This window comes from Achromobacter sp. (assembly GCF_032113835.1).
Classification (GTDB): Bacteria; Pseudomonadota; Gammaproteobacteria; order Burkholderiales; family Burkholderiaceae_B; genus Achromobacter.
In genome coordinates this window covers 1-20,802 of the sequence record NZ_DAMCTG010000090.1, presented here as the reverse complement: position 1 = coordinate 20,802, position 20,802 = coordinate 1, and the positions used below count along the sequence as shown (strand labels likewise).

Below are 20,802 nucleotides of genomic sequence, written 5' to 3'. Positions count from 1 at the left end.
CCCGGCGGCTGGTACTTGATGCCCACTTCGTACTGCTTGCCCTCGATCGGCTTGAACGGCGTGTTGTTCCAGCCCGTGCCCGATTGCGGCTCGAAGGATTCCGAATAGCTGAAGTACGGCGCCACGCCGTTGTCGAAGTTGTAGATGGCGCCGAACCGGCCCGAGAAGGCTTCCGCGTTCAACTTGGACGGGGTGACTCGGCCGGATGCGATCGCGGTCGTTTCACCCACGTTGCGCGACCAGTCATAGCGTCCGCCCAAGAGGAACGACAGGCGGTCGATCTTGATCTGGTCCTGGAAGTACACGCCCGTCTGATACTGCGTGGTGGTGGCGTCGCTGGAGAACGCGGGCACCGGAATGTTCTGGAAATTGTCCGGGTTCTTCACGTACAGCGGGGGCGCCGAGCCAAAGCCCGACAGCGTGTCGGTCTTGACGTGCTGATAGTCGAAACCCACCAGCACGTTGTGGCCGATCTTGCCCGTGTTGAACCGCGCCTGCAGGTTGTTGTCGATCGTCAGCGCGCCGACGTCCACATCCGTCGCGATGGAGGCGCGCTGGTGGTACAGGTAGGTCGGGTTGGTGTAACCGTAATAGTTGGTCATTGCGCCGTAGACGCTGCGGTACTTGGCGTCCGAATGCGTCCAGCGCAGGCTTTGCGACGCCTTGAAGGTGTCGTTGAAGCGATGGTCCAGGATGTAGCCCAGCGAATAGCTCTTGCGATCGCTCTTTTCGAAATTGGCGTCGCCGTCGTAGTAATCGGCCGGCAGGCGGAAGCCGTCGGGCGCGCGCAGCAGCGTGCGCATGGCCGGCACGGCGCCGTACGAACCCATGTCGGGATCGTGCTGGAAGTTGGTCAGGATGGTCAGCGAGGTATCCGCGTTGGGCTTGTACGCGAACGCCGGCGACACGAAGTAGCGGCGCTCCTTGGTGTCCTGAACCTGGCCGTCGGACATGTAGCCCGAGCCCACCAGGCGATACAGGTACTTGCCCTCTTCGTCGATGGGACCGCCGAAATCGAAGTTGGCGCGGCGGAAGTCGTAGTTGCCGACCTGCAGCTCCACTTCGCGCAGCGACTCTTCCAGCGGACGCTTGCTGACCTGGTTCACCACGCCGCCCGGACCGCCCTGCCCGTACATCACCGACGCCGGCCCCTTCAGCACATCCACGCGCTCAAGGCGGAAGGCATCGACCTGCGGCAGCGCATCGCGGCCGCCGAATACGCGCAGCCCATCCAGATACGTGGAAGCCGAGAACCCGCGCACGCTGAACTGGTCCAGGCGGGTCGCCGTGGCGCCGCGCGACTCGGTGGCAACGCCCGCCGTGTAACGCAGCACCTGGTTCAGCGTCTGCGCGCCCTGCTCGGTGATTTGCTCGCGCGTGACCACGGACACCGACTGCGGCGTTTCGATCAGCGGAATGTCGGTCTTGGTGGCGCTGGCGCTGGCGGTGGCCACATAGCCGACCGTGGGCGCAAAGGCGCTTTCCGACATGCCCGTCACCGTCACGGGCGCCAGCGTGTGCGTGTCGCCCGTGGAGACCGGCGCGGGCGCCAGCGTCCAGGTGTTGCCCGACTGCGCGCGTGCCTGCTGGCCGCTGCCCGCCAAGACGCGCGAGAAGCCCGCGCCCACCGTGTACGAACCGTTCAATCCATCCGAACGCCGGCCGCGCACCAGCGCCGGATCGAACGACAGCACCACGCCCGCGCTACGCGCAAACTGCGTCAGCGCGTCGGCCAGCGGACCGGCGGGAATCTGGTAGCTGCGCTGGCCGTTGGCCGTGGCCGAAGCGCCTGCCGCGGACGCGGGCTGCGCCCAAGCCGCCGGCGCGGCGGCAAACAGCGCCCCGGCGCAAGTCGCGGCCAGCACGGCCTTGCGGCCGGCGGTCATCGGTGCGCGCAGGCGCGGGTGGATTGAAGCGGACACAAACATCTCCCTGTACGGTGGTTTCTTTCTGCTTTCCGTACGGGGATGCAAAACCTGCAATGCGACGGCAAGAAAATTTGTAACTTACGCGTCGCGCGGCCCGACCTGCAGCCAGTATTGCGTGCGGCGCGTGACGGTGATCGGCAAGGTGTGCGCTGCCGCATTGAGCGCGCGCTCGGCGTCGTCCAGCGGAAACACGCCCGACAGCCGCAACGCCGCCACCGCGGGGTCGACGCGGATCATGCCCACCCGCTGGCGCGCCAGGTATTCGGCAAAGTCGTCCAGCCGCCATTCCTTGGCCACGACCATGCCGTCCACCCACGCAAGCCGATCCGGGTCCGACGCGCCGCGGCGGACCTCGCCGTCGTCGGCATAGGCAAGCCGCTCGCCGGCACTTAGGTGCGTCAGCACCCCCTGGCGCAACAGCGCGACGTTGCCTTCGTACACGCCCACGCGAGAGCCCTCTGCCGTGCGCCGCAGGTCGAACCGCGCGCGCTCGGCCCGCAGTTCGCCATAGCCCGTGTCCACGCGTAGCGCCTGCACGCCGGGGCGCGGCTCGGCCTGCACCAGCATCTCGCCGCGCAAGAGGTCGATGTCGCGCGTGCTGCCGCTGACGTTGACGCGAACTGCGGTATCGCTGTTCAACGTGACGCGCAGCCCGTCCGCCAACGCCAGCGCACGGCGCTCGCCCACGCCGGTGCTGTAGTCGGCGACCAGCCGTTGCCATGGCGCATGGCGATAGCCCGCCCACCCGGTGGCAGCGATGCCCGCACCGGCCAGCAGACTGCGCAGCGCGGCACGCCGGCCGTGCGATGCGGGTGGGTTCAACGCGGTATGCGCCAGCGCCGCCGGCACGCGGCGTGCATCGCGGCCGATGTCCCGCAGACGGTCCCACGCCACGCGATGCGCAGGGTCCTGAGCCAGCCAGGCGTGACAGGACGCGCGCTCGGCCGCATCGTCGATCCCGGATTGCAGGCGCGCCCACCAGGCGATGGCCTCGCGCACGACGGCATCGGAAGGCCGGCCATTCACGGAGGGGCTGGTGACCGCGTCAGGCATGGATCGCCGCATAGCACGCGGACATCGCCCGCACCATATATTGCTGCACAGAACTCAACGACACATCGAGGCGTTCGGCGATCTCGGGATACGTCAGGCCATCGAGCTGCGACAAGAGGAAGGCCGCGCGGGCCTTGGGCGGCAGCCCATCCAGCAGGCGATCCAGCTGAACCAGCGCCTGCAGCTGCTCGGCCTGCGCTTCGGGAGACGGCGCGTAGGATTCGGGAACGGTGGCCAGATAGGCCAGATACGCATGCTCCAGCGCGGCATGGCGCTGATGATCGACCACCAGGCCTTTTGCAATGGTGGTGAGCAGCGCGCGCGCCTCGCTGGCGCGCACCTGCTTGCGGCCCTGGATCACCCGGACAAAGACGTCCTGGGCCAGGTCTTCCGCGCGATGTTCGCACCCCAGCTTGCGGCGCAGCCACCCGAACAGCCACGGGCGGTGATCGCGATACAGGCCATCGACAGGCGCGACCTGGTTGTCGACGCACGGGGCCGATGAGGAAAGCAAGGTGGAAGACACGGATTGAGACTGCGGCGCTGAACCAAAAGTCCCAAAATCTTAATTGATAATGACTTGCATTAACAATGATTGAGTCCCGCCTATCCTCGAAATGAGGACCGGATGAGGCTTTACTACAACGTCACTGCCAGTCGGCGTTCGGATTCCAGGTATTCGCGCGACTGCATTTCCATGATGCGCGACACCGTCCGGTGGAATTCGTTGGCCAGCGCGCCTTCCGTGTAGATCTCTTCGGGCTCGCACTCGGCGGACATGATGAGCTTGACGCGGTGGTCGTAGAACACGTCGATCAGCCACGTGAAGCGGCGCGCCTCGGAGGCCTGGCGCGGCCCCATGCGCGGCACACCCGACAGGATTACGGCATGAAAGCGGTTGGCCAGTTCCAGATAGTCGTTCTGCGAGCGCGGGCCGCCGCACAACGTGGCGAAGTCGAACCACACCACCGAGCCGCCCAGCGCCAGCGCGCGGATCTCGCGATGCTCGATGCGCAGCACCGGGTCCTGCGGCGGCGTATCCGCCAGCGCGTCGAAGGCCGATTGCAGCGCCTTCTGAGCGTTTTCGTCCAGCGGCGTGTGATAGCTCTGCACCTGCTCCAGCGAACGGCGGCGGTAGTCGATGCCGGCGTCCACGTTCATCACGTCCATGCGTGACTGGATCAGCGCGATGGCGGGCAGCACGCGGTCGCGGTGCAGGCCGTCGGTGTACAGCGTGGACGGTTCGTAGTTGGACGTCATCACGAAGGACGTGCCGTACTCGAACAGCTTGAGCAGCAGGCGGTGCAGGATCATCGCATCCGCCACATCGGACACGTGGAATTCGTCAAAGCAGATCAGCCGGTAACGCTTGGCCACGCGTTTGGCGACCTCGTCCAGCGGATCCTGCATGCCCTTCACTTCTTCCAGTTCGCGGTGCACGCCGCGCATGAACTCGTGAAAGTGCAGGCGCGTCTTGCGCACGACGGGCACGGTGGCATAGAAGGCATCCATCAGGAAGCTCTTGCCGCGGCCCACGCCGCCCCACAGGTACACGCCGCGCGGCACGTCGGGACGGTTCAGCAGCTTTTTCAGCGCGTTCGAGCGCATCGACTTGAACTTGACCCACTCGTCGTAATAGCGCTGCAAGCGGTCGATCGCCTTCTTCTGCGCGTCGTCGGGCTTGTAGCCGCGTTCGGCCAATGCGTGTTCGTAGTAGTCGCTGACGTTCATAGGGGAACCGGATCAGGCTGAAGGGAATAAAGAAAAGGGCGGGTCCTGGAACCCGCCCCCGGTCTTGCAGAAGTCAGACGCGGCTTAGAAGTTCAGCGCGCGCTTGTCCACGGCCAGAGCGGCTTCCTTCACGGCTTCCGACAGGGTCGGGTGCGCGTGGCAGATGCGGGCGATGTCTTCGGCGGCGCCGCGGAATTCCATGATGGTCACGGCTTCCGAGATCAGTTCCGAGGCCATCGGGCCCACGATGTGCACGCCCAGGACTTCGTCGGTCTTGGCATCGGCGATCACCTTGGCAAAGCCGGTGGTGTCGCCCAGCGCGCGGGCGCGGCCGTTGGCCAGGAACGGGAAGCTGCCGGCCTTGTACTCGCGGCCTTCGGCCTTGAGTTGCTGCTCGGTCTTGCCGACCCAGGCGATTTCCGGCGAGGTGTAGATGACCCACGGCACGGTGTCGAAGTTGACGTGGCCGTGCTGGCCGGCGATGCGCTCGGCAACCGCCACGCCTTCTTCTTCGGCCTTGTGCGCCAGCATCGGGCCGCGCACCACGTCGCCCACTGCCCAGACGTTCGGCAGGTTGGTCTTGCAGTCGCCGTCGACGGCCACAAAGCCGCGTTCGTCCAGCTTCAGGCCCACGGCGTCGGCGTTCAGGCCGCCGGTGTAGGGCACGCGGCCGATCGAGACGATCAGCTTGTCCACGACCAGCTTCTGCTCGGCGCCCTTGGCGTCGACGTAAGGCACGGTCACCGACTTGGCGGTCGCCTTGATCTCACCGATCTTGACGCCCATCTGGATGTTCAGGCCTTGCTTCGTGAATGCCTTCAGCGCTTCCTTGGCCACTTGACCGTCGGCGGCGGCCAGGAATTCCGGCATCGCTTCCAGGATCGTGACTTCGGAACCCAGGCGGCGCCACACGCTGCCCATTTCCAGGCCGATCACGCCGGCGCCGATGACGCCCAGCGTCTTGGGCACGGCGCCGATGTTCAGGGCGCCGTCGTTGGACAGCACGACCTTTTCGTCGAACGGCAGGCCGGGCAGTTCACGCGCCGACGAGCCGGTGGCGACCACGACGTGCTTGGCAACCAGGTCTTCCTCGGCGGTGCCGGTGACCTTGATGGCCCAGCCGCCTTCCACCTGGCCGCTGAACGCGCCCTTGCCGTGGAAGAACGTGACCTTGTTCTTCTTGAACAGGTACAGGATGCCGTCGTTGTTCTGCTTGACCACCGTGTTCTTGCGGCCGATCAGCGTGTCGAGCTTCAGGCTGACGCCCTTGACTTCGATGCCGTGCTCGGCGAAGTGGTGGTTGGCTTGTTCAAAGTGTTCCGACGATTGCAGCAGCGCCTTGGACGGGATGCAACCGACGTTGGTGCACGTGCCGCCGGGAGCCGGGCCGCCTTGGCCATTCTGCCAGGCGTCGATGCAGGCGACCGACATGCCGAGTTGCGCGGCGCGGATGGCGGCAATGTAGCCGCCGGGGCCTGCGCCGATCACGACGACGTCAAATTGTTTGGACATAGTGTTCTCGCGAATGAGGGATGAAGAAGCGCACTTCCTGCCCAGCGCAGCGGGGCTGCGGGCCGGCGGGGAGCCGGCCCGGGCGCCGCGGGACCTTCGGGTCGCGCACGGCGCCGGCCAGGGGCGTCGAGATTACAGGTCCAGCAACAGGCGCTGCGGATCTTCCAGGGCGTCCTTCATGGCGACCAGGCCCAGCACGGCTTCGCGGCCGTCGATGATGCGGTGGTCGTAGGACAGGGCCAGGTAGTTCATCGGGCGGATGACGATCTGGCCGTTTTCGACGACGGCGCGATCCTTGGTGGCGTGCACGCCCAGGATGGCCGATTGCGGCGGGTTGATGATCGGGGTCGACAGCATCGAACCGAACACGCCACCGTTGGAGATCGAGAACGTGCCGCCGGTCATTTCTTCAATGCCCAGCTTGCCGTCAGCGGCGCGGCGGCCGAAGTCGGCGATGGTCTTTTCGATGTCGGCGATGGACAGCTGGTCGGCGTTGCGCAGGATCGGCACCACCAGGCCACGCGGGCTGCCGACAGCGATACCGATGTCGAAATAGCCGTGGTAGATGATGTCCTTGCCGTCGATCGAGGCGTTGATCAGCGGGTACTTCTTCAGCGCGGCAACGGCGGCCTTGACGAAGAACGACATGAAGCCCAGCTTGATGCCGTGTTCCTTTTCGAACTTGTCCTTGTACTTGGCGCGCAGGTCGATCACGGCCTGCATGTTGACTTCGTTGAACGTCGTCAGGATGGCGTTTTCCTGCTGCGATTGCAGCAGGCGCTCGGCGATGCGGGCGCGCAGGCGGCTCATCGGCACGCGCTGTTCCGGACGGCCGTCCAGCGACAGCGTGGTCGGGGCGGGCGCGGCGGCGGCCTTGGCCGGGGCGGCCTTGGCGGGAGCGGCGCTGGCGGCCAGGGCGTCGCCCTTCGTCACGCGGCCGTCACGGCCCGAGCCAGCCACGGAAGCGGCGTCAACGCCCTTCTCGGCCAGGATCTTCGAGGCGGCGGGCGAAGCGACGCCGGCGGCGGCCGTCGAGGCCGGTGCGGCAGCGGCGGGCGCGGGAGCAGCAGCGGCTTGCTCGGCGGCCTTCGGGGCTTCAGCCGGCGCGGTGGCGGCGGCGCCAGCCTTGGCGGCGGTGTCGATGCGGGCCAGCACTTCGCCCGAGGTCACGGTGCTGCCATCGCCCTTGACGATTTCGGCCAGCAGGCCCGAGGCGGGGGCCGGCACTTCCAGCACGACCTTGTCGGTTTCGACTTCGATCAGGATTTCGTCGGCTTCAACGGCAGCGCCCGGCTGCTTCTTCCAGGTCAGCAGGGTCGCTTCAGAAACGGATTCGGAAAGTTGGGGAACGACGACGTCGGTAATAGCCATTTTGTTTATTCCGTAGAAAGTATGTTCTTGTCACGCGGCGCGGCAAGGTTCGAAACGGGGTTCCGGAACGCTTGCCGCCCGCGGCGCGTGCATCAAGTAAAGGTTACTTCGTCAACATGACCTTGAACTTGGGCGCGAAGGCCGTTTCGATCAGGGCCTTCTGCTGCTCCTGGTGCTTGGCCAGGTAGCCCACGGCCGGCGATGCCGACGCGGCACGGCCTGCGTAGCCAAGCTTCTGGCCTTCGACCATGTTCTCGTACACATGATGCTGAACGTAGAACCAGGCGCCTTGGTTCTGGGGTTCGTCCTGCACCCAGATCACTTCGGTCGCCTTCGGGTACTTGCGCAGTTCGGCTTCGAACGACTTGTGCGCAAACGGATACAGCTGCTCGACACGGATGATGGCGACGTTGTCGGCGCCACGCTCGCGGCGGGCGTTGACCAGGTCGTAGTACACCTTGCCCGAGCAAGCCAGCACGCGCTTGACCTTGCCGGCGTCGATGGCCTCGTCGACCTCGCCGATGACCGGGCGGAAGCTGCCGCCGGCCAGATCGGTCAGGGGCGAACCGGCGTCCTTGTTGCGCAGCAGCGACTTCGGCGTGAACAGCACCAGCGGCTTGCGGAACGGGCGGATCATCTGGCGGCGCAGAACGTGGAAGATCTGCGAAGCCGAGGTCGGCTGAATCACTTGCATGTTGTTGTCGGCGCACAGCTGCAGGAAGCGCTCGATGCGGCCCGACGAGTGCTCGGGACCCTGGCCTTCGTAGCCGTGCGGCAGCATCAGCGTCAGGCCCGACTGGCGGCCCCACTTGGCTTCGCCGGAGCTGATGAACTGGTCGATCACGACCTGAGCGCCGTTGACGAAGTCGCCGAACTGGCCTTCCCAGATGACAAGCGTGTTGGGCTCGGCGCTGGAGAAGCCGTACTCAAAGCCCAGCACGGCCTCTTCGGACAGCACGGAGTCGATGACGGTGAACGGCGCCTGGCCTTCCGACACGTTCTGCAGCGGAATGAAAGTGCCGTCGTTCCAGCGTTCGCGGTTCTGGTCGTGCAGCACCGCATGGCGGTGCGTGAACGTGCCGCGGCCCGAATCCTGGCCGGTGATGCGGATGGCGTAACCCGAGGACACCAGGGTCGCGAAGGCAAGGTGTTCGCCCATGCCCCAGTCCAGGTTCATTTCGCCCTTGGCCATGGTGCGGCGGTCGTTCAGCAGCTTGGCGACCAGCGGGTGCACCGTGAAGCCTTCCGGCACGGTGGTGATGCGTTCGCCGATGCGCTTCAGTTCAGCCAGCGGCACGGCGGTGTCGGCCTGGTCGGTCCACTTGGCGCCCAGGAACGGCGACCAGTCGATGGCGTACTTGCTCTTGTAGTCGGTCAGCACCGGTTCGATGGTGCGCTGGCCGTCTTCCATCAGTTGACGGTAGTCCTTGACCAGCTGATCGGCTTCGCCGTCGGCCAGCACGCCTTGCGTGGTCAGCTTGTCGGCGTACAGCTTGCGCGTGCCGGGGTGGTGGCCGATGCGCTTGTACATCAGGGGCTGCGTCAGCGACGGGGTGTCTTGCTCGTTGTGGCCCAGCTTGCGGAAGCAGACGATGTCCACGACGACGTCGTGACGGAACTGCTGACGGTAGTCCAGGGCCAGCTTGGTGACGAACACCACGGCTTCGGGATCGTCGCCGTTGACGTGGAACACCGGGGCTTCGATCATCTTGACCACGTCGGTGCAATACAGCGTCGAACGCGAGTCACGCGGGTCGGACGTGGTGAAACCGATCTGGTTGTTGATGACGATGTGCAGCGTGCCGCCCGTACCGTAGCCGCGCGTCTGCGCCAGGTTCAGGGTTTCCATCACGACGCCCTGGCCGGCAAAGGCCGCGTCGCCGTGCACCAGCACCGGCAGCACTTGCTGACCTTCGGCGTCGCCGCGGCGTTCCTGGCGGGCGCGGACGCTGCCTTCGACGACGGGGTTGACGATTTCAAGGTGGGACGGGTTGAACGCCAGCGACAGGTGGACGGGGCCGCCGCGCGTGGACAGGTCGCTCGAGAAGCCGTTGTGGTACTTCACGTCGCCGTCGGTCAGGCCTTCGGCGTGCTTGCCTTCGAACTCGGCGAACAGGTCGCCGGGCATCTTGCCCATGATGTTCACGAGCAGGTTCAGGCGGCCGCGGTGGGCCATGCCGACCACGATTTCCTGAACGCCGTTTTCACCGGCGTGGTTGACCACTTCGTCCATCGAGGCGATGAAGCTTTCGCCGCCTTCCAGCGAGAAGCGCTTCTGGCCGACGTACTTGGTGTGCAGGAAGCGTTCCAGGCCTTCGGACTCAGTCAGTTGCTGAAGGATGTGGCGCTTTTCTTCCGGCGTGTACGTGGGCGCGCCCAGCGTGGTTTCCAGGCGTTCCTGGATCCAGCGCTTGGCGGCGGGGTCGGAGATGTGCGTGAATTCTGCACCGATGCTGCGGCAATACGTGTCGCGCAGCGCCTTCAGGATGTCGCGCAGCGTCATCGTGCTGGCGGTCGTGAAGTAGGTGTTGGTGGCCGAGTAGGTCTGGTCCAGATCGGCTTCGGTCAGGCCATAGAAGGCGGGATCGAGTTCCGGGATCGGCGGACGTTCCTGGCGCTTGAGCGGATCCAGATCGGCCCAGCGCGAGCCCAGCGAGCGGTAGGCGGCAATCAGCGATTGCACCGAGACCTGCTTGCTGGCGACGCTCAGATCGGGTTCGGCCGCGCGTTGCACGAAGGCATTGGCCTTGGCGCGCTGGGCGAACGATTCGACGATGGGAGCGTGGGCCTGGTCGCGAGTGGATTCCTGGCCGTCGGTTGCGGGGGCGTGCTGCAATTGGTCGAAGTAGTCGCGCCAGTTGTCAGGTACCGAACCGGGATTGTCGAGGTAGGCTTCGTAAAGCTCCTCAACATACGGGGCATTACCCCCAAAGAGATAAGACGTGGATAGAGATTCTATTTCCGAAGACATATCGCTTCACCTATACGAGTGCTTCACTCGAGACGATGCAGGAAAACCTTCCGCGACACGGGCTTCCCGTTAAGCGGATAGCAGGGGCAGAAGGCGCGTACAAGCCTTGAAAGCCTATGGTCGAGAAGTATAACCCTTTGAGTTTATGGGCGTCTTCCTGCATTTCTGTGACGCAAAAGGCCTTTCGGAATGCTGTCATGCGGCGACGGAATGTCCGTCCAACCCCTTCAAATTCGCCGTCTACGCGCCTCCAAAATCCGTCAATCCAAAATGCGGCAGCGCGTCATTTCAAATAGCAGAAAAGATTAGTGTTGCGTTTACGCCTCGTCAAACCGGCAGCGCGGTGGTGGACATGATCTCTTTGAGCACGAAAAAAGTACGAATCTGGCGTACGCCGGGCAGCTTGATGATCTCGCCCGCATGCAGCTTGTTGAAGCGTTCCAGGTCTCGGATACGCAACATCAGGAAATAGTCGAACTCGCCCGCCACCAGGTGGCATTCCAGGCAACCGCTGATGCCCTTGGCCGCTTCCTCGAAGTCCGTAAAGGAATCGGGCGTCGAGCGATCCAGCACCACACCCACGATGACCAGCGTGGCCATGTCGACGTCCGCAGGCTCCAGCAGCGCGACCGTCTTTCGGATGACGCCTTCGCTCTTCAACCTTTCGACGCGCCGCAGGCACGCTGCCGGGCTCAGATGCACGCGCGCGCTCAAGTCCAGATTGGTGATCTGCGCGTCGTCCTGAAGAATGCGCAGGATCTGGCGGTCGATGCGGTCCAGCGTGAAAACGGCGGTCATGGATGGCGTCCCTGAAAATTAAATTTCGCGTGGATTTTTATTTTAGAAATATTAGTTCCATTAATCGTAAAGAACGATCTTCCGATTTGGCGGATTTAAAAAATACGCAATTGACCCCTCAACCCCATGATTCCTATGATTTTTGCGAACCCTGCCGCAACGCGCGGGCCCGCCAGGATCACCAGGAGTCACCATGGATCTGCAACGTTTTCCCCGTCATCGCCTGACCTTCGGCGATACCCCGATCGAAAAGCTGGACCGCTTGTCGCAGCATCTTGGCGGCAAGGTCGAGATCTACGCCAAGCGCGAGGACTGCAACAGCGGTCTAGCCTTCGGCGGCAACAAGCTGCGCAAGCTCGAATACCTGATTCCGCAGGCGCTGGAACAAGGCTGCGACACGCTCGTCACCATCGGCGGTATCCAGTCCAACCACACGCGCATGGTCGCGGCGGTGGCCGCCAAGCTGGGATTGGCCTGCGTGCTGGTCCAGGAAAACTGGGTGGACTATTCCGATGCGGTCTACGACCGCGTCGGCAATATCATGATGAGCCGCCTGATGGGCGCGGACGTGCGGCTGGTCGATCAGGGCTTTGACATCGGATTTCGCCGCAGTTGGGAAGAGGCGCTGGAAGAGGTGAAACGCCGCGGCGGCAAGCCCTATGCGATTCCGGCGGGCGCGTCCGATCACGAGCTGGGCGGGTTGGGCTACGTGGGCTTTGCCGAAGAGGTGCGCCGCCAGGAAGCCGATCTGGGATTCAAGTTCGACTACATCGTCGTCTGCGCGGTCACGGGCAGCACGCAGGCCGGCATGGTGGTGGGCTTTGCCGCCGACGGCCGCGCCGACCGCGTCATCGGCATCGACGCATCGGCCACGCCGGACCAGACGCGCGCGCAGGTCCTGCGCATCGCGAGGCGCACCGCCGACCTCGTCGGCTTGGATAAACCCATCGAAGACAAGGATGTGGTGCTGGACACGCGCTACGCCTATCCCGCGTATGGCCTGCCCTCAGCCGAGACCAACGACGCCATCCGTACCTGCGCCCGCCTGGAAGGCATGATGACCGACCCCGTGTACGAAGGAAAATCCATGCAGGGGATGATGGACATCATCCGCAAGGGCGAGATTCCCGCCGGCTCGAGGGTTCTGTATGCGCACCTGGGAGGGGTGCCGGCGATCAACGCCTACAGCTTTCTCTACCGCAACGGATAGCGGCGGATTCGGCGTCACGGGGTGGCCTTGCGGGGACTTGCGGTGACGTTGCCGCCCTGCCCGGCCGCCACGGGAAACCCATGCCGGCGCGCCGCTGCCGTCACGATCAGCGTCGCCGCCAGCAACAGCAACAGCGCGGGCGTAAAGGCGGCGACGCCCGCGCCTTCAAGCAGGATGCCGCCGATGACGCCGCCGCCCGCGATCGCCAGGTTCCAGGCCGTGACCAGCATCGACTGCGCGACATCGGCGGATTCGCCCGCCGTCTTGGCCAGCGCGGTCTGCAACAGCGTCGGCGCGCCGCCAAACGCCAGACCCCAGGCCGCCACCGCCGTGATCACCACGGCCGGATCATTGCCGCTGATGCCCAGAACCAGCGCCGACAACGCGAACAGCACCGTGCTGGCCAGCGTCATGGCGCGCAGATGGCTGTCGATCAGGACACCGATGATCCACAGGCCGATCAACGACGACAGGCCGAACACCAGCAGCATCATGTCCGTGCGGTCGCCCATGCCGCGCGCCGCCAGGAACGGCGCGATGTAGGTATAGAGAATGTTGTGCGCCAGAACGAATGCAAACACCACGAACAGCACCGCGCGCACGCCCGGCATGGTGAAAACGCGGCGCAGCGGCGCACGCTTGCCCGAAGCCTGCCCCGCAAAGTCCGGCACCTGAATCCGCACCCACGCCATCAGGATCACCGCCAGCGCGCTCATGATGCCGAAACACCACCGCCATCCCACCAGATTGCCCAGGAAGGTGCCCGCCGGCACGCCAAGCGACAACGCCAGCGGCGTGCCCACCATCGCGATGGCGATGGCCCGCCCCTTCTGGCGCTCGGGCACCATGCGCGCGGCGTAGCCCGCGGCCAGCGCCCACAGCAGCCCGGCGGACACGCCCGCAACAAAACGCGCCGCCATCGTCAGCGCATAGCTGGCGGACACCGTGGTGAGGGTGTTGGCGATGGCGAAGCCCGCAATCGCGGCCAGCAACAACGGGCGGCGTCGCACGCCTCGCGTCGCGGCGGTCAACGGTATTGCCGCCACCAGCGAACCAATCGCGTAGATCGTCACCAGCTGTCCGGCCATCGCTTCGGAAATATTCAGCCCCACGCTGATCTGCGGCAACAGACCGGCCGGCAGGGCTTCCGTCAGGATCGTGACGAAACCGGCCAGCGCCAGGGCCAGCAGTGCTGCAATGGGAAGACGTGCCTCGCGCGCGCCGGGGCCGGAGGCCCCCGCCTGAAAACCTGCCATGTTCTGCCTTTTTGATCGGCCGGCGGCGGGGGAATGCCCCGACGCCGGCGCGTGTTGTGTAAAGGCAGCCATCTTGGCGGCAGGCTCGGTCCGGGACAATAATGCCGACGTTCAAAACATATCGGACAAATTGTCCTGAATCGCATCGTGGTCGAATCGCTCAGCGCTATTGCCGCCTTCGTGCAGGCCGCGGAAACGCGCAGTTATTCCGAGGCCGCCCGCCATCTGGGCGTGTCGGCGTCGGCCGTGGGCAAGAGCGTGTGCCGGCTGGAAACACGCCTGGGCGTGCGCCTGCTCCATCGCAGCACGCGCAGCATCACCTTGACGGCCGAGGGCGCCGTCTTCCTGGAACGCTGCCGCCGCATCCTGTGCGAGCTCGAGTCCGCCGAACTGGAACTCTCCGAAACCCGCCAGGCGCCGCAAGGCCGATTGCGCATCAGCCTTCCGCTGGTCGGCATGCTGGTCATGCCGGCTTTGACTGCCTTCATGCACCGCTATCCGGCCATCGAACTGGACGTGGATTTCTCGGATCGTCTGGTGGACGTCATCAACGAGGGTTTCGACATCGTGATGCGCACCGGCGAGCCGACGGACTCGCGGCTTGTATCGCGTCCGGTCGGCAACTATCGGCTGCTGCTCGTCGCGGCGCCGAGGTATCTGGCCAGCCGCGGCACCCCGCTCAGTCCGGCAGACCTGCAGCATCACGCCTGCCTGCAGCATCGATTTCCCAGCACCGGAAAACTCGAACCGTGGCCGTTGACGCGCGACGCAGGAATGCCCGAGTGGACGCTGCCCGTGTCGATGGTGTGCAACACGTCCGCGGCGTTGCTGGATGTGGCGGTGGCGGGCCTGGGCATCGCGTGCCTGCCCGATTTTCTGGTGCGGCCCGCCCTGCAGCGCGGCGACCTGGTATCGGTGCTGGAAGGCCATGTCGAACACCAGGGCACGTTCCGGCTGCTGTGGGCGTCCAGCAAACATCTGGCGCCCAAGCTGCGGGTGTTCATCGACTTCATGGGCGCGGAATTGTTCAAGGACGCCGGCGCCGCGACGGCATGAAGTTCCTGGCGTAGGGCATACGCCGATGGCCGGCGGCTGGTATTTGATGTACATACTTTGTATACATGATCGGACTCACGCCTTGGCCTTGGCGTACCGATCGCCTCCTTCATGCGACCACCGCCGTCCCGCCGATGCCCGTCTACGACACCACGCTGCCCTACCCTCGCGACCTCGTCGGCTACGGACGCAATCCGCCTCACGCCCAATGGCCGGGCAACGCCCGGATTGCCGTGCAGTTCGTGCTGAATTACGAGGAAGGCGGCGAGAACAGCGTGCTGCATGGCGACGCCGGCTCCGAGCAATTCCTGTCCGAGATGTTCAACCCCGCCAGCTATCCGGACCGGCATCTCAGCATGGAGAGCATCTACGAATACGGATCGCGCGCTGGCGTGTGGCGCATCCTGCGCGAATTCGAAAAACGGCAACTGCCGCTGACGGTGTTCGGCGTCGGCATGGCCCTGCAACGCCATCCCGATCTGACCGCTGCGTTCGTCGAACTTGGCCATGAGATCGCCTGCCATGGCTGGCGCTGGATCCACTACCAGGACGTGGACGAAGCCACCGAACGCGAGCACATGCGGCTGGCCATCGACGCCATCACGACGCTGACCGGCGCGCGGCCGCTGGGCTGGTACACCGGACGCGACAGCCCGCGCACGCGCAGGCTGGTCGCCGACGACGGCGGATTCGAATACGACAGCGATTACTACGGCGACGACCTGCCCTTCTGGATGCAGGTCCGCAAGACCGATGGTTCGACCGCGCAGCAACTCATCGTGCCCTACACGCTGGACTGCAACGACATGCGCTTCGCGTTGCCGCAGGGCTATTCGCACGCCGATCCATTCTTCCAATATATGAAGGACAGCTTCGACGCGCTCTATGCCGAAGGCGACGAGGCGCCCAAGATGCTCAGCATCGGCATGCACTGCCGCCTGCTGGGCCGCCCCGGACGCATCGTCGCCCTGCAGCGCTTTCTGGATCACATCGCGCGCCACGACCGCGTCTGGGTCTGCCGCCGGCTGGACATCGCGCGCCACTGGAAAGCCACGCACCCCTACACCTCCGACCGTTGAACAGGACGACCATGGCTAACAATCTGAACGATCCGAACGTCGAGCCGCGCCCAAGCAAGCGCTTCGGCGAACCCGGAATGGGCAACGACATCTGGGACTGGCACGAGGCGCTCAGCGTCTACAGCGATCCGGGTTACGCCGAAAAAGGCCAACTCACGGTCACCTACCTGACCGACGCGCACCGCGCCTGCGCCGCGCGCATCTCGCAATGGATGCAGGAGTGCGGCTTTGACGAGGTCGGCATCGATGCCGTGGGCAATGTGGTCGGGCGCTACCGCGCCGCCCAGGCCGGCGCGCCGGTGCTCATGACGGGCAGCCATTTCGACACGGTGCGCAACGCCGGCAAGTACGACGGCCGGCTCGGCATCTTCGTGCCCATGGCCTGCGTGCGTGCGCTGCACCGCCAGAACCGGCGGCTGCCCTTCGACGTGGAAGTGATCGCCTTCGCCGAAGAAGAAGGCCAGCGCTACCGCGCGACGTTCCTGGGATCGGGCGCCTTGATCGGCGGGTTCAAGCCCGAATGGCTGGACCAGAAGGACGCCGACGGCATCACCATGCGCGACGCCATGCTGCACGCGGGCCTGGACATCGACGGCATTGCGGGCCTGCGACGCGATCCGGCCCGCTACCTGGGCTTTGTCGAGGTCCACATCGAACAAGGCCCCGTACTGTTCGAAATGGGGCTGCCGCTGGGCGTTGTCACCTCGATCAACGGCTGCGTGCGCCACCAGGTGCAGATCCTGGGTTTGGCCAGCCACGCGGGCACCACGCCCATGGACCGCCGGCGCGACGCCGCCGTGGCCGCCGCTGAACTGGCGTTGTTTGTGGAACGGCGCGCCGCCCGCGATGGCGACTCGGTCGGCACCGTGGGCATGTTCGAGGTGCCAGGCGGGTCGATCAACGTTGTGCCGGGCGAGTGCCGGTTCAGCCTTGACCTGCGCGCCCCCAGCGATCCGCAGCGTGACGCGCTGGTCGACGACGTGCTGGCCGAGCTGGCCGCCATCTGCAAGCGGCGCGGCCTGACCTACGCGCTGGAAGAAACCATGCGCGCCGCCGCCGCGCCCAGCGATCCGCGCTGGCAGCAGCGCTGGGAACGCGCGGTCGGCGCGCTGGGCGTACCCGTGCACCGCATGCCCAGCGGCGCGGGTCACGACGCCATGAAGCTGCACGAGGTCATGCCGCAAGCCATGCTGTTCGTGCGCGGCCAGAACAGCGGCATCAGCCACAACCCCAACGAATCCACCACCAGCGACGACATCGAACTTGCCGCGCAAGCCATGCTGGGCCTGCTCGACGCGCTGGCCAATGAAACCAACGACTAACGCCATGACCGATTACGCCCGACTCGACGCCTGGGTGGACGCCCATTTCGACGAAGAAGTCCGCTTCCTGCAGGAACTGGTGCGCGTGCCCACCGACACGCCGCCCGGCAACAACGCGCCGCACGCCGTGCGCACCGCGGAACTGCTGCAGGGCTTTGGCCTGGAAGCCGAAGCGCATCCCGTGCCTGCGCAGGCCGTGCAGGATTACGGCATGCAGTCCATCACCAACCTCATCGTGCGGCGCGAATATGGCGGGGACGGCCCGCGCATCGCCCTCAACGCCCACGGCGACGTGGTGCCGCCCGGCGAGGGCTGGACGCACGATCCTTATGGCGCCGACATCGACAACGGCGATCTCTACGGCCGCGCCGCCGCGGTCAGCAAAAGCGACTTCGCCAGCTTCACGTTCGCCGTGCGGGCGCTGGAAGCCATCGCCAAGCCGACCCGCGGCGCGGTGGAATTGCACTTCACGTATGACGAGGAATTCGGCGGCCTGCTGGGCCCCGGCTGGCTGCTGGCGCAGGGGCTTACGCGCCCCGACCTGCTGATCGCGGCCGGCTTCAGCTATGAAGTCGTCACCGCGCACAACGGCTGCCTGCAGATGGAAGTGACGGTGCACGGCAAGATGGCCCACGCCGCCATTCCCAGCAGCGGCGTCGACGCCCTGCAAGGCGCCGTCGCGCTGTTGAATGCCTTGTATGCGCAGAACGCGCAGTACCGGAAGATCACGTCGCAAGTCCCGGGCATTTCACATCCGTACCTGAACGTGGGGCGGATCGAAGGCGGCACCAACACGAACGTGGTGCCGGGCAAGGTCAGCTTCAAGCTCGACCGCCGCATGATCCCGGAAGAAAACGCCGCCGAGGTCGAGGCCGACATCCGGCGCATCATCGAAGAAGCCGCGGCGGCATACCCGGGCATCCGGGTCGACATCAAGCGGCTGCTGCTGGCCAATTCGATGCGCCCGCTGCCCGGCGCGCAGCCGCTCGTGCAGGCCATCCAGCAACATGGCGAGGCGGTATTCGGCGAACCCATCCCGGCGATGGGCACGCCGCTTTACACCGACGTTCGGTTGTACGCCGAAGCCGGCATCCCCGGCGTGATCTACGGCGCAGGCCCGCGCACGGTGCTGGAATCGCACGCCAAACGGAGCGACGAACGCATCAATCTGGAAGACCTGCGCCGCGCGACAAAGGTCATCGCGCGCACGCTGGCGGATTTGCTGCAACCGGGCACGGGTGTCTGACACCAAAAGAACCGGCGTCTCAGAAGAACCGGTGTCTGACACCTGACGGTGCATCTGCAACACCGGTGTCTGACACCCCTGGCACATCCCGGCGCATTGAAGACCATCTCACTCGGGTGTCAGACACCTGACGACGGCACATCTGCAACACCGGTGTCTGACCCCCCCGGCACACCCCGGCGCATTGCAGACCGTCTCACCCGGGTGTCAGACACCTGACGGCACATCTGCAACACCGGTGTCTGACACCCCTGGCACTCCCCGGCACAGTGAAGACCGTCTCACCCGGGTGTCAGACACCTGACGGTGCATCGCTGGTGTCCGCCCCGCTGAACTAAGCCAGCCGCATCACCCGGCGCCAGAACAGCACCGCCACCATGACGAACACCGCCAGCCCCAGATAGGACGCCATGCCGGCGAAGTCCTCGCCAACGATCGCCAGCGGCGCCTCGGTCCCCGCGGCGCCGATGATCGCGGCCATCAGCACGCCCACCAGGCTCTCGCCCACGATCAGCCCCGAGGCGATCAGCACGCCGCGGCGGTTGGCCGCTTCAGCAAAGCTGTCGTAGGGCTGTCCGGCAGCGGCGGCACGGCGGCGCAGGGCGCCTTCCAGCAGCCACGCCAGCAGCGCGCCCGCCACGATCGGCGCGGCCACGGTCGGCGGCAGGTAGATGCCGATGCCCACCGCCAGCACGGGAATGCGCGCGACCTGGCACGTGCGCTTCAAAATCTCATCCACCACGATCAACCCCACGCCGACCGCCATGCCGATCAGGATCATCGTCCAGTTGAGCTGATGCGTGAAAATGCCGCGCGTGATCGCCAGCATCAGCGTGGCCTGCGGCGCCGACAGCGCCTGCGACGGGTCCATCCCCTCGCGCGGCATCGCGTCCGCGAACCCGTATGCGTTGTACAGAAGCTCCAGCACCGGCGAAATCACGGCCGCGCCCACCACGCAGCCGATCAGCAGCGCGACCTGCTGGCGCCACGGCGTTGCGCCCACCAGCCAGCCGGTCTTCAGATCCTGCAGGTTGTCGTTCGAAATGGACGCCACCGCCACCACGGCCGACGTGCTGAAGATCGACAGCGCGATCGCCATCTGCACGCCGTTCTCCAGCGCCATCAGTTCTCCGCCCACGCCCAGCATCAGCACCGAAACCAGCACGATGGCGACGATGCCCACGCCGGAGATCGGGCTGGTCGACGAACCCACCAGGCCCGCCATGTAGCCGCAAGCGGCCGCGACCAGAAAGCCGAACACAAACGCGAACAGCACCGCGTAGGCCACCAGCTTCCAGATGGCGCCCGCCGACAGCGGCGTGCCGGACAGGAACACCTGGAACGTGAACACCAGGATCGCCACCAGCACCAGCGTCACCGCCGAGATCCAGCCGGCCGACAGGTCGCGCTCGGTGCGCGGCGCGGCCCCGGCGCGTGCGGCGCCTTCCTTGGTCAAGGCCGAAAACGATGCCTTCACGCCGCGCGCCATCGGCACGAACAGTGTCGCCAGCGTCCAGATCGCGCCCACCGCGATCACGCCCGCGCCGATGAAGCGCACCTGCGAGGACCACAAACCGGTGGCGTACGAGGCCAGCGTCGCGCCGGCGGGCATGTCGCCCATGGCGGTCAGGATGGGCACCGCGATGCCCCACGCGATGACCAGGCCCGTCAGCATCGCCAGCCCGGCAACGATGCCGATCAGATAGCCCGCCCCCAGCAGCGCCAGCGAAAAGCCCATCGGCAGCCGGAACACCGCGCCGCCCAACGCAAACCAGCCGCTGACGCTGTCGCCCAGGACCCGCAGGCCATTGGCGGCAAAACTGACCACGGCCGCCGCAATGCCGCCGGCGACGATGTCGCCCATGCCGGTGCCGCCGGCAGGCTTGGCCGGCGCGCCACCAGCGGCCTGCCGCGCGCCCTGCGGGCTCATTGCGGCCGGCGGCGCATCCTGCGCCCCCGCAGCCGTCTGCGGCTCGTCCTGCGCGCGCTCGGCGCTGCCGACCCGCAGAATCTCCGCCGCTGCCACGCCTTCCGGATACGGCAGATTGCTCTGCACCACCATCACGTGGCGCAGCGGAATGGTGAACATCACGCCCAGCATGCCGCCGGCCGCGCAGATGCCCAGCGTCTGCCAGAAGGGAAAGCCCTGCCAGTGGCCCATCATGACCAGCGCCGGCAGGATGAAGATGATGGCCGACAGCGTGCCGGCCGCCGAGGCCTGCGTCTGCACCATGTTGTTTTCAAGGATGTTGGCGTCCTTGAACATGCG

The 20,802-nt window shown here is 65.7% G+C and carries 14 protein-coding genes and 1 pseudogene; 5 read left to right on the top strand and 10 right to left on the bottom strand.

The features are described from left to right. From RT697_RS22885 to RT697_RS22850, 8 genes are all read right to left on the bottom strand, one after another. On the bottom strand, nucleotides 1-1,928 hold a 1,928-nt coding region (locus RT697_RS22885), incomplete at its 3' end, for a TonB-dependent siderophore receptor (RefSeq protein ID WP_409517478.1). Between the two features lie 78 nt (nucleotides 1,929-2,006). Further along, on the bottom strand, nucleotides 2,007-2,981 hold the full coding sequence (locus tag RT697_RS22880) for a FecR domain-containing protein (RefSeq protein WP_313701977.1): 975 nt from the start codon (nucleotides 2,979-2,981) through the stop codon (nucleotides 2,007-2,009). Then, a complete protein-coding gene (locus RT697_RS22875; protein WP_313701976.1) occupies nucleotides 2,974-3,507 on the bottom strand; it encodes a sigma-70 family RNA polymerase sigma factor in 534 nt (177 codons plus the stop codon). The genes RT697_RS22880 and RT697_RS22875 overlap by 8 nt, the downstream gene beginning before the upstream one ends. Before the next feature lie 113 nt (nucleotides 3,508-3,620). Continuing rightward, nucleotides 3,621-4,712 (bottom strand): cell division protein ZapE, encoded by a 1,092-nt coding sequence (gene zapE / locus RT697_RS22870; RefSeq protein ID WP_313701975.1) that lies wholly within the window; start codon nucleotides 4,710-4,712, stop codon nucleotides 3,621-3,623. Nucleotides 4,713-4,796: 84 nt separating this feature from the next. Continuing rightward, nucleotides 4,797-6,224 carry a dihydrolipoyl dehydrogenase gene (lpdA, locus tag RT697_RS22865; protein ID WP_056567795.1) on the bottom strand — a complete coding sequence of 476 codons (1,428 nt, stop codon included), beginning with the start codon at nucleotides 6,222-6,224 and terminating at the stop codon, nucleotides 4,797-4,799. A 132-nt stretch (nucleotides 6,225-6,356) separates the two neighbouring features. Beyond that, on the bottom strand, nucleotides 6,357-7,595 hold the full coding sequence (gene odhB / locus RT697_RS22860; protein ID WP_313701973.1) for a 2-oxoglutarate dehydrogenase complex dihydrolipoyllysine-residue succinyltransferase: 1,239 nt from the start codon (nucleotides 7,593-7,595) through the stop codon (nucleotides 6,357-6,359). 103 nt (nucleotides 7,596-7,698) lie between these two features. Then, nucleotides 7,699-10,566, bottom strand: coding sequence for a 2-oxoglutarate dehydrogenase E1 component (locus tag RT697_RS22855; protein ID WP_313701971.1), 2,868 nt, complete (start codon nucleotides 10,564-10,566; stop codon nucleotides 7,699-7,701). A gap of 327 nt (nucleotides 10,567-10,893) precedes the next feature. Next, on the bottom strand, nucleotides 10,894-11,364 hold the full coding sequence (locus RT697_RS22850; protein ID WP_056567804.1) for an Lrp/AsnC family transcriptional regulator: 471 nt from the start codon (nucleotides 11,362-11,364) through the stop codon (nucleotides 10,894-10,896). A gap of 193 nt (nucleotides 11,365-11,557) precedes the next feature. On the opposite strand from RT697_RS22850, the gene RT697_RS22845 reads away from it, so the two are divergent. Continuing rightward, nucleotides 11,558-12,574 carry a 1-aminocyclopropane-1-carboxylate deaminase gene (locus RT697_RS22845; protein WP_313701970.1) on the top strand — a complete coding sequence of 339 codons (1,017 nt, stop codon included), beginning with the start codon at nucleotides 11,558-11,560 and terminating at the stop codon, nucleotides 12,572-12,574. Between the two features lie 14 nt (nucleotides 12,575-12,588). On the opposite strand, the gene RT697_RS22840 is transcribed toward RT697_RS22845, so the two are convergent. Next, complete coding sequence (locus tag RT697_RS22840) at nucleotides 12,589-13,830, bottom strand: MFS transporter (protein WP_313701968.1); 1,242 nt, start codon at nucleotides 13,828-13,830, stop codon at nucleotides 12,589-12,591. 147 nt (nucleotides 13,831-13,977) lie between these two features. Here RT697_RS22840 and RT697_RS22835 point away from each other — a divergent pair, with 147 nt between their 5' ends. The 4 genes and pseudogenes from RT697_RS22835 to RT697_RS22820 all read left to right on the top strand — a co-directional run bounded on the left by RT697_RS22835 (nucleotide 13,978) and on the right by RT697_RS22820 (nucleotide 18,533). Beyond that, a complete protein-coding gene (locus RT697_RS22835) occupies nucleotides 13,978-14,886 on the top strand; it encodes a LysR family transcriptional regulator (protein ID WP_313701966.1) in 909 nt (302 codons plus the stop codon). Nucleotides 14,887-15,020: 134 nt separating this feature from the next. Further along, the gene (gene puuE, locus RT697_RS22830) at nucleotides 15,021-15,965 is read left to right on the top strand and encodes an allantoinase PuuE (protein ID WP_313701965.1); all 945 of its coding nucleotides are present in this window, start codon (nucleotides 15,021-15,023) and stop codon (nucleotides 15,963-15,965) included. A gap of 62 nt (nucleotides 15,966-16,027) precedes the next feature. Beyond that, nucleotides 16,028-17,287 (top strand): annotated as a pseudogene (locus RT697_RS22825) (hydantoinase/carbamoylase family amidase); the annotation flags it as partial. 4 nt (nucleotides 17,288-17,291) lie between these two features. Next, nucleotides 17,292-18,533: a M20/M25/M40 family metallo-hydrolase gene (locus RT697_RS22820; RefSeq protein ID WP_313701978.1), complete on the top strand. Its 1,242-nt coding sequence runs from the start codon at nucleotides 17,292-17,294 to the stop codon at nucleotides 18,531-18,533. A 334-nt stretch (nucleotides 18,534-18,867) separates the two neighbouring features. Here RT697_RS22820 and RT697_RS22815 read toward each other — a convergent pair. Beyond that, nucleotides 18,868-20,802, bottom strand: a 1,935-nt coding sequence (locus RT697_RS22815; RefSeq protein ID WP_313701963.1) for an OPT family oligopeptide transporter, incomplete at its 5' end; no start/stop codon positions are given.

Coding starts and splice junctions, on each gene's coding strand:
- RT697_RS22850 (WP_056567804.1), bottom strand. CDS start 11,364: ATGACCGCCGTTTTCACGCTGGACCGCATCGACCGCCAGATCCTGCGC.
- zapE (WP_313701975.1), bottom strand. CDS start 4,712: ATGAACGTCAGCGACTACTACGAACACGCATTGGCCGAACGCGGCTAC.
- RT697_RS22820 (WP_313701978.1), top strand. CDS start 17,292: ATGACCGATTACGCCCGACTCGACGCCTGGGTGGACGCCCATTTCGAC.
- RT697_RS22840 (WP_313701968.1), bottom strand. CDS start 13,830: ATGGCAGGTTTTCAGGCGGGGGCCTCCGGCCCCGGCGCGCGCGAGGCA.
- RT697_RS22880 (WP_313701977.1), bottom strand. CDS start 2,981: ATGCCTGACGCGGTCACCAGCCCCTCCGTGAATGGCCGGCCTTCCGAT.
- odhB (WP_313701973.1), bottom strand. CDS start 7,595: ATGGCTATTACCGACGTCGTCGTTCCCCAACTTTCCGAATCCGTTTCT.
- puuE (WP_313701965.1), top strand. CDS start 15,021: ATGCCCGTCTACGACACCACGCTGCCCTACCCTCGCGACCTCGTCGGC.
- lpdA (WP_056567795.1), bottom strand. CDS start 6,224: ATGTCCAAACAATTTGACGTCGTCGTGATCGGCGCAGGCCCCGGCGGC.
- RT697_RS22855 (WP_313701971.1), bottom strand. CDS start 10,566: ATGTCTTCGGAAATAGAATCTCTATCCACGTCTTATCTCTTTGGGGGT.
- RT697_RS22845 (WP_313701970.1), top strand. CDS start 11,558: ATGGATCTGCAACGTTTTCCCCGTCATCGCCTGACCTTCGGCGATACC.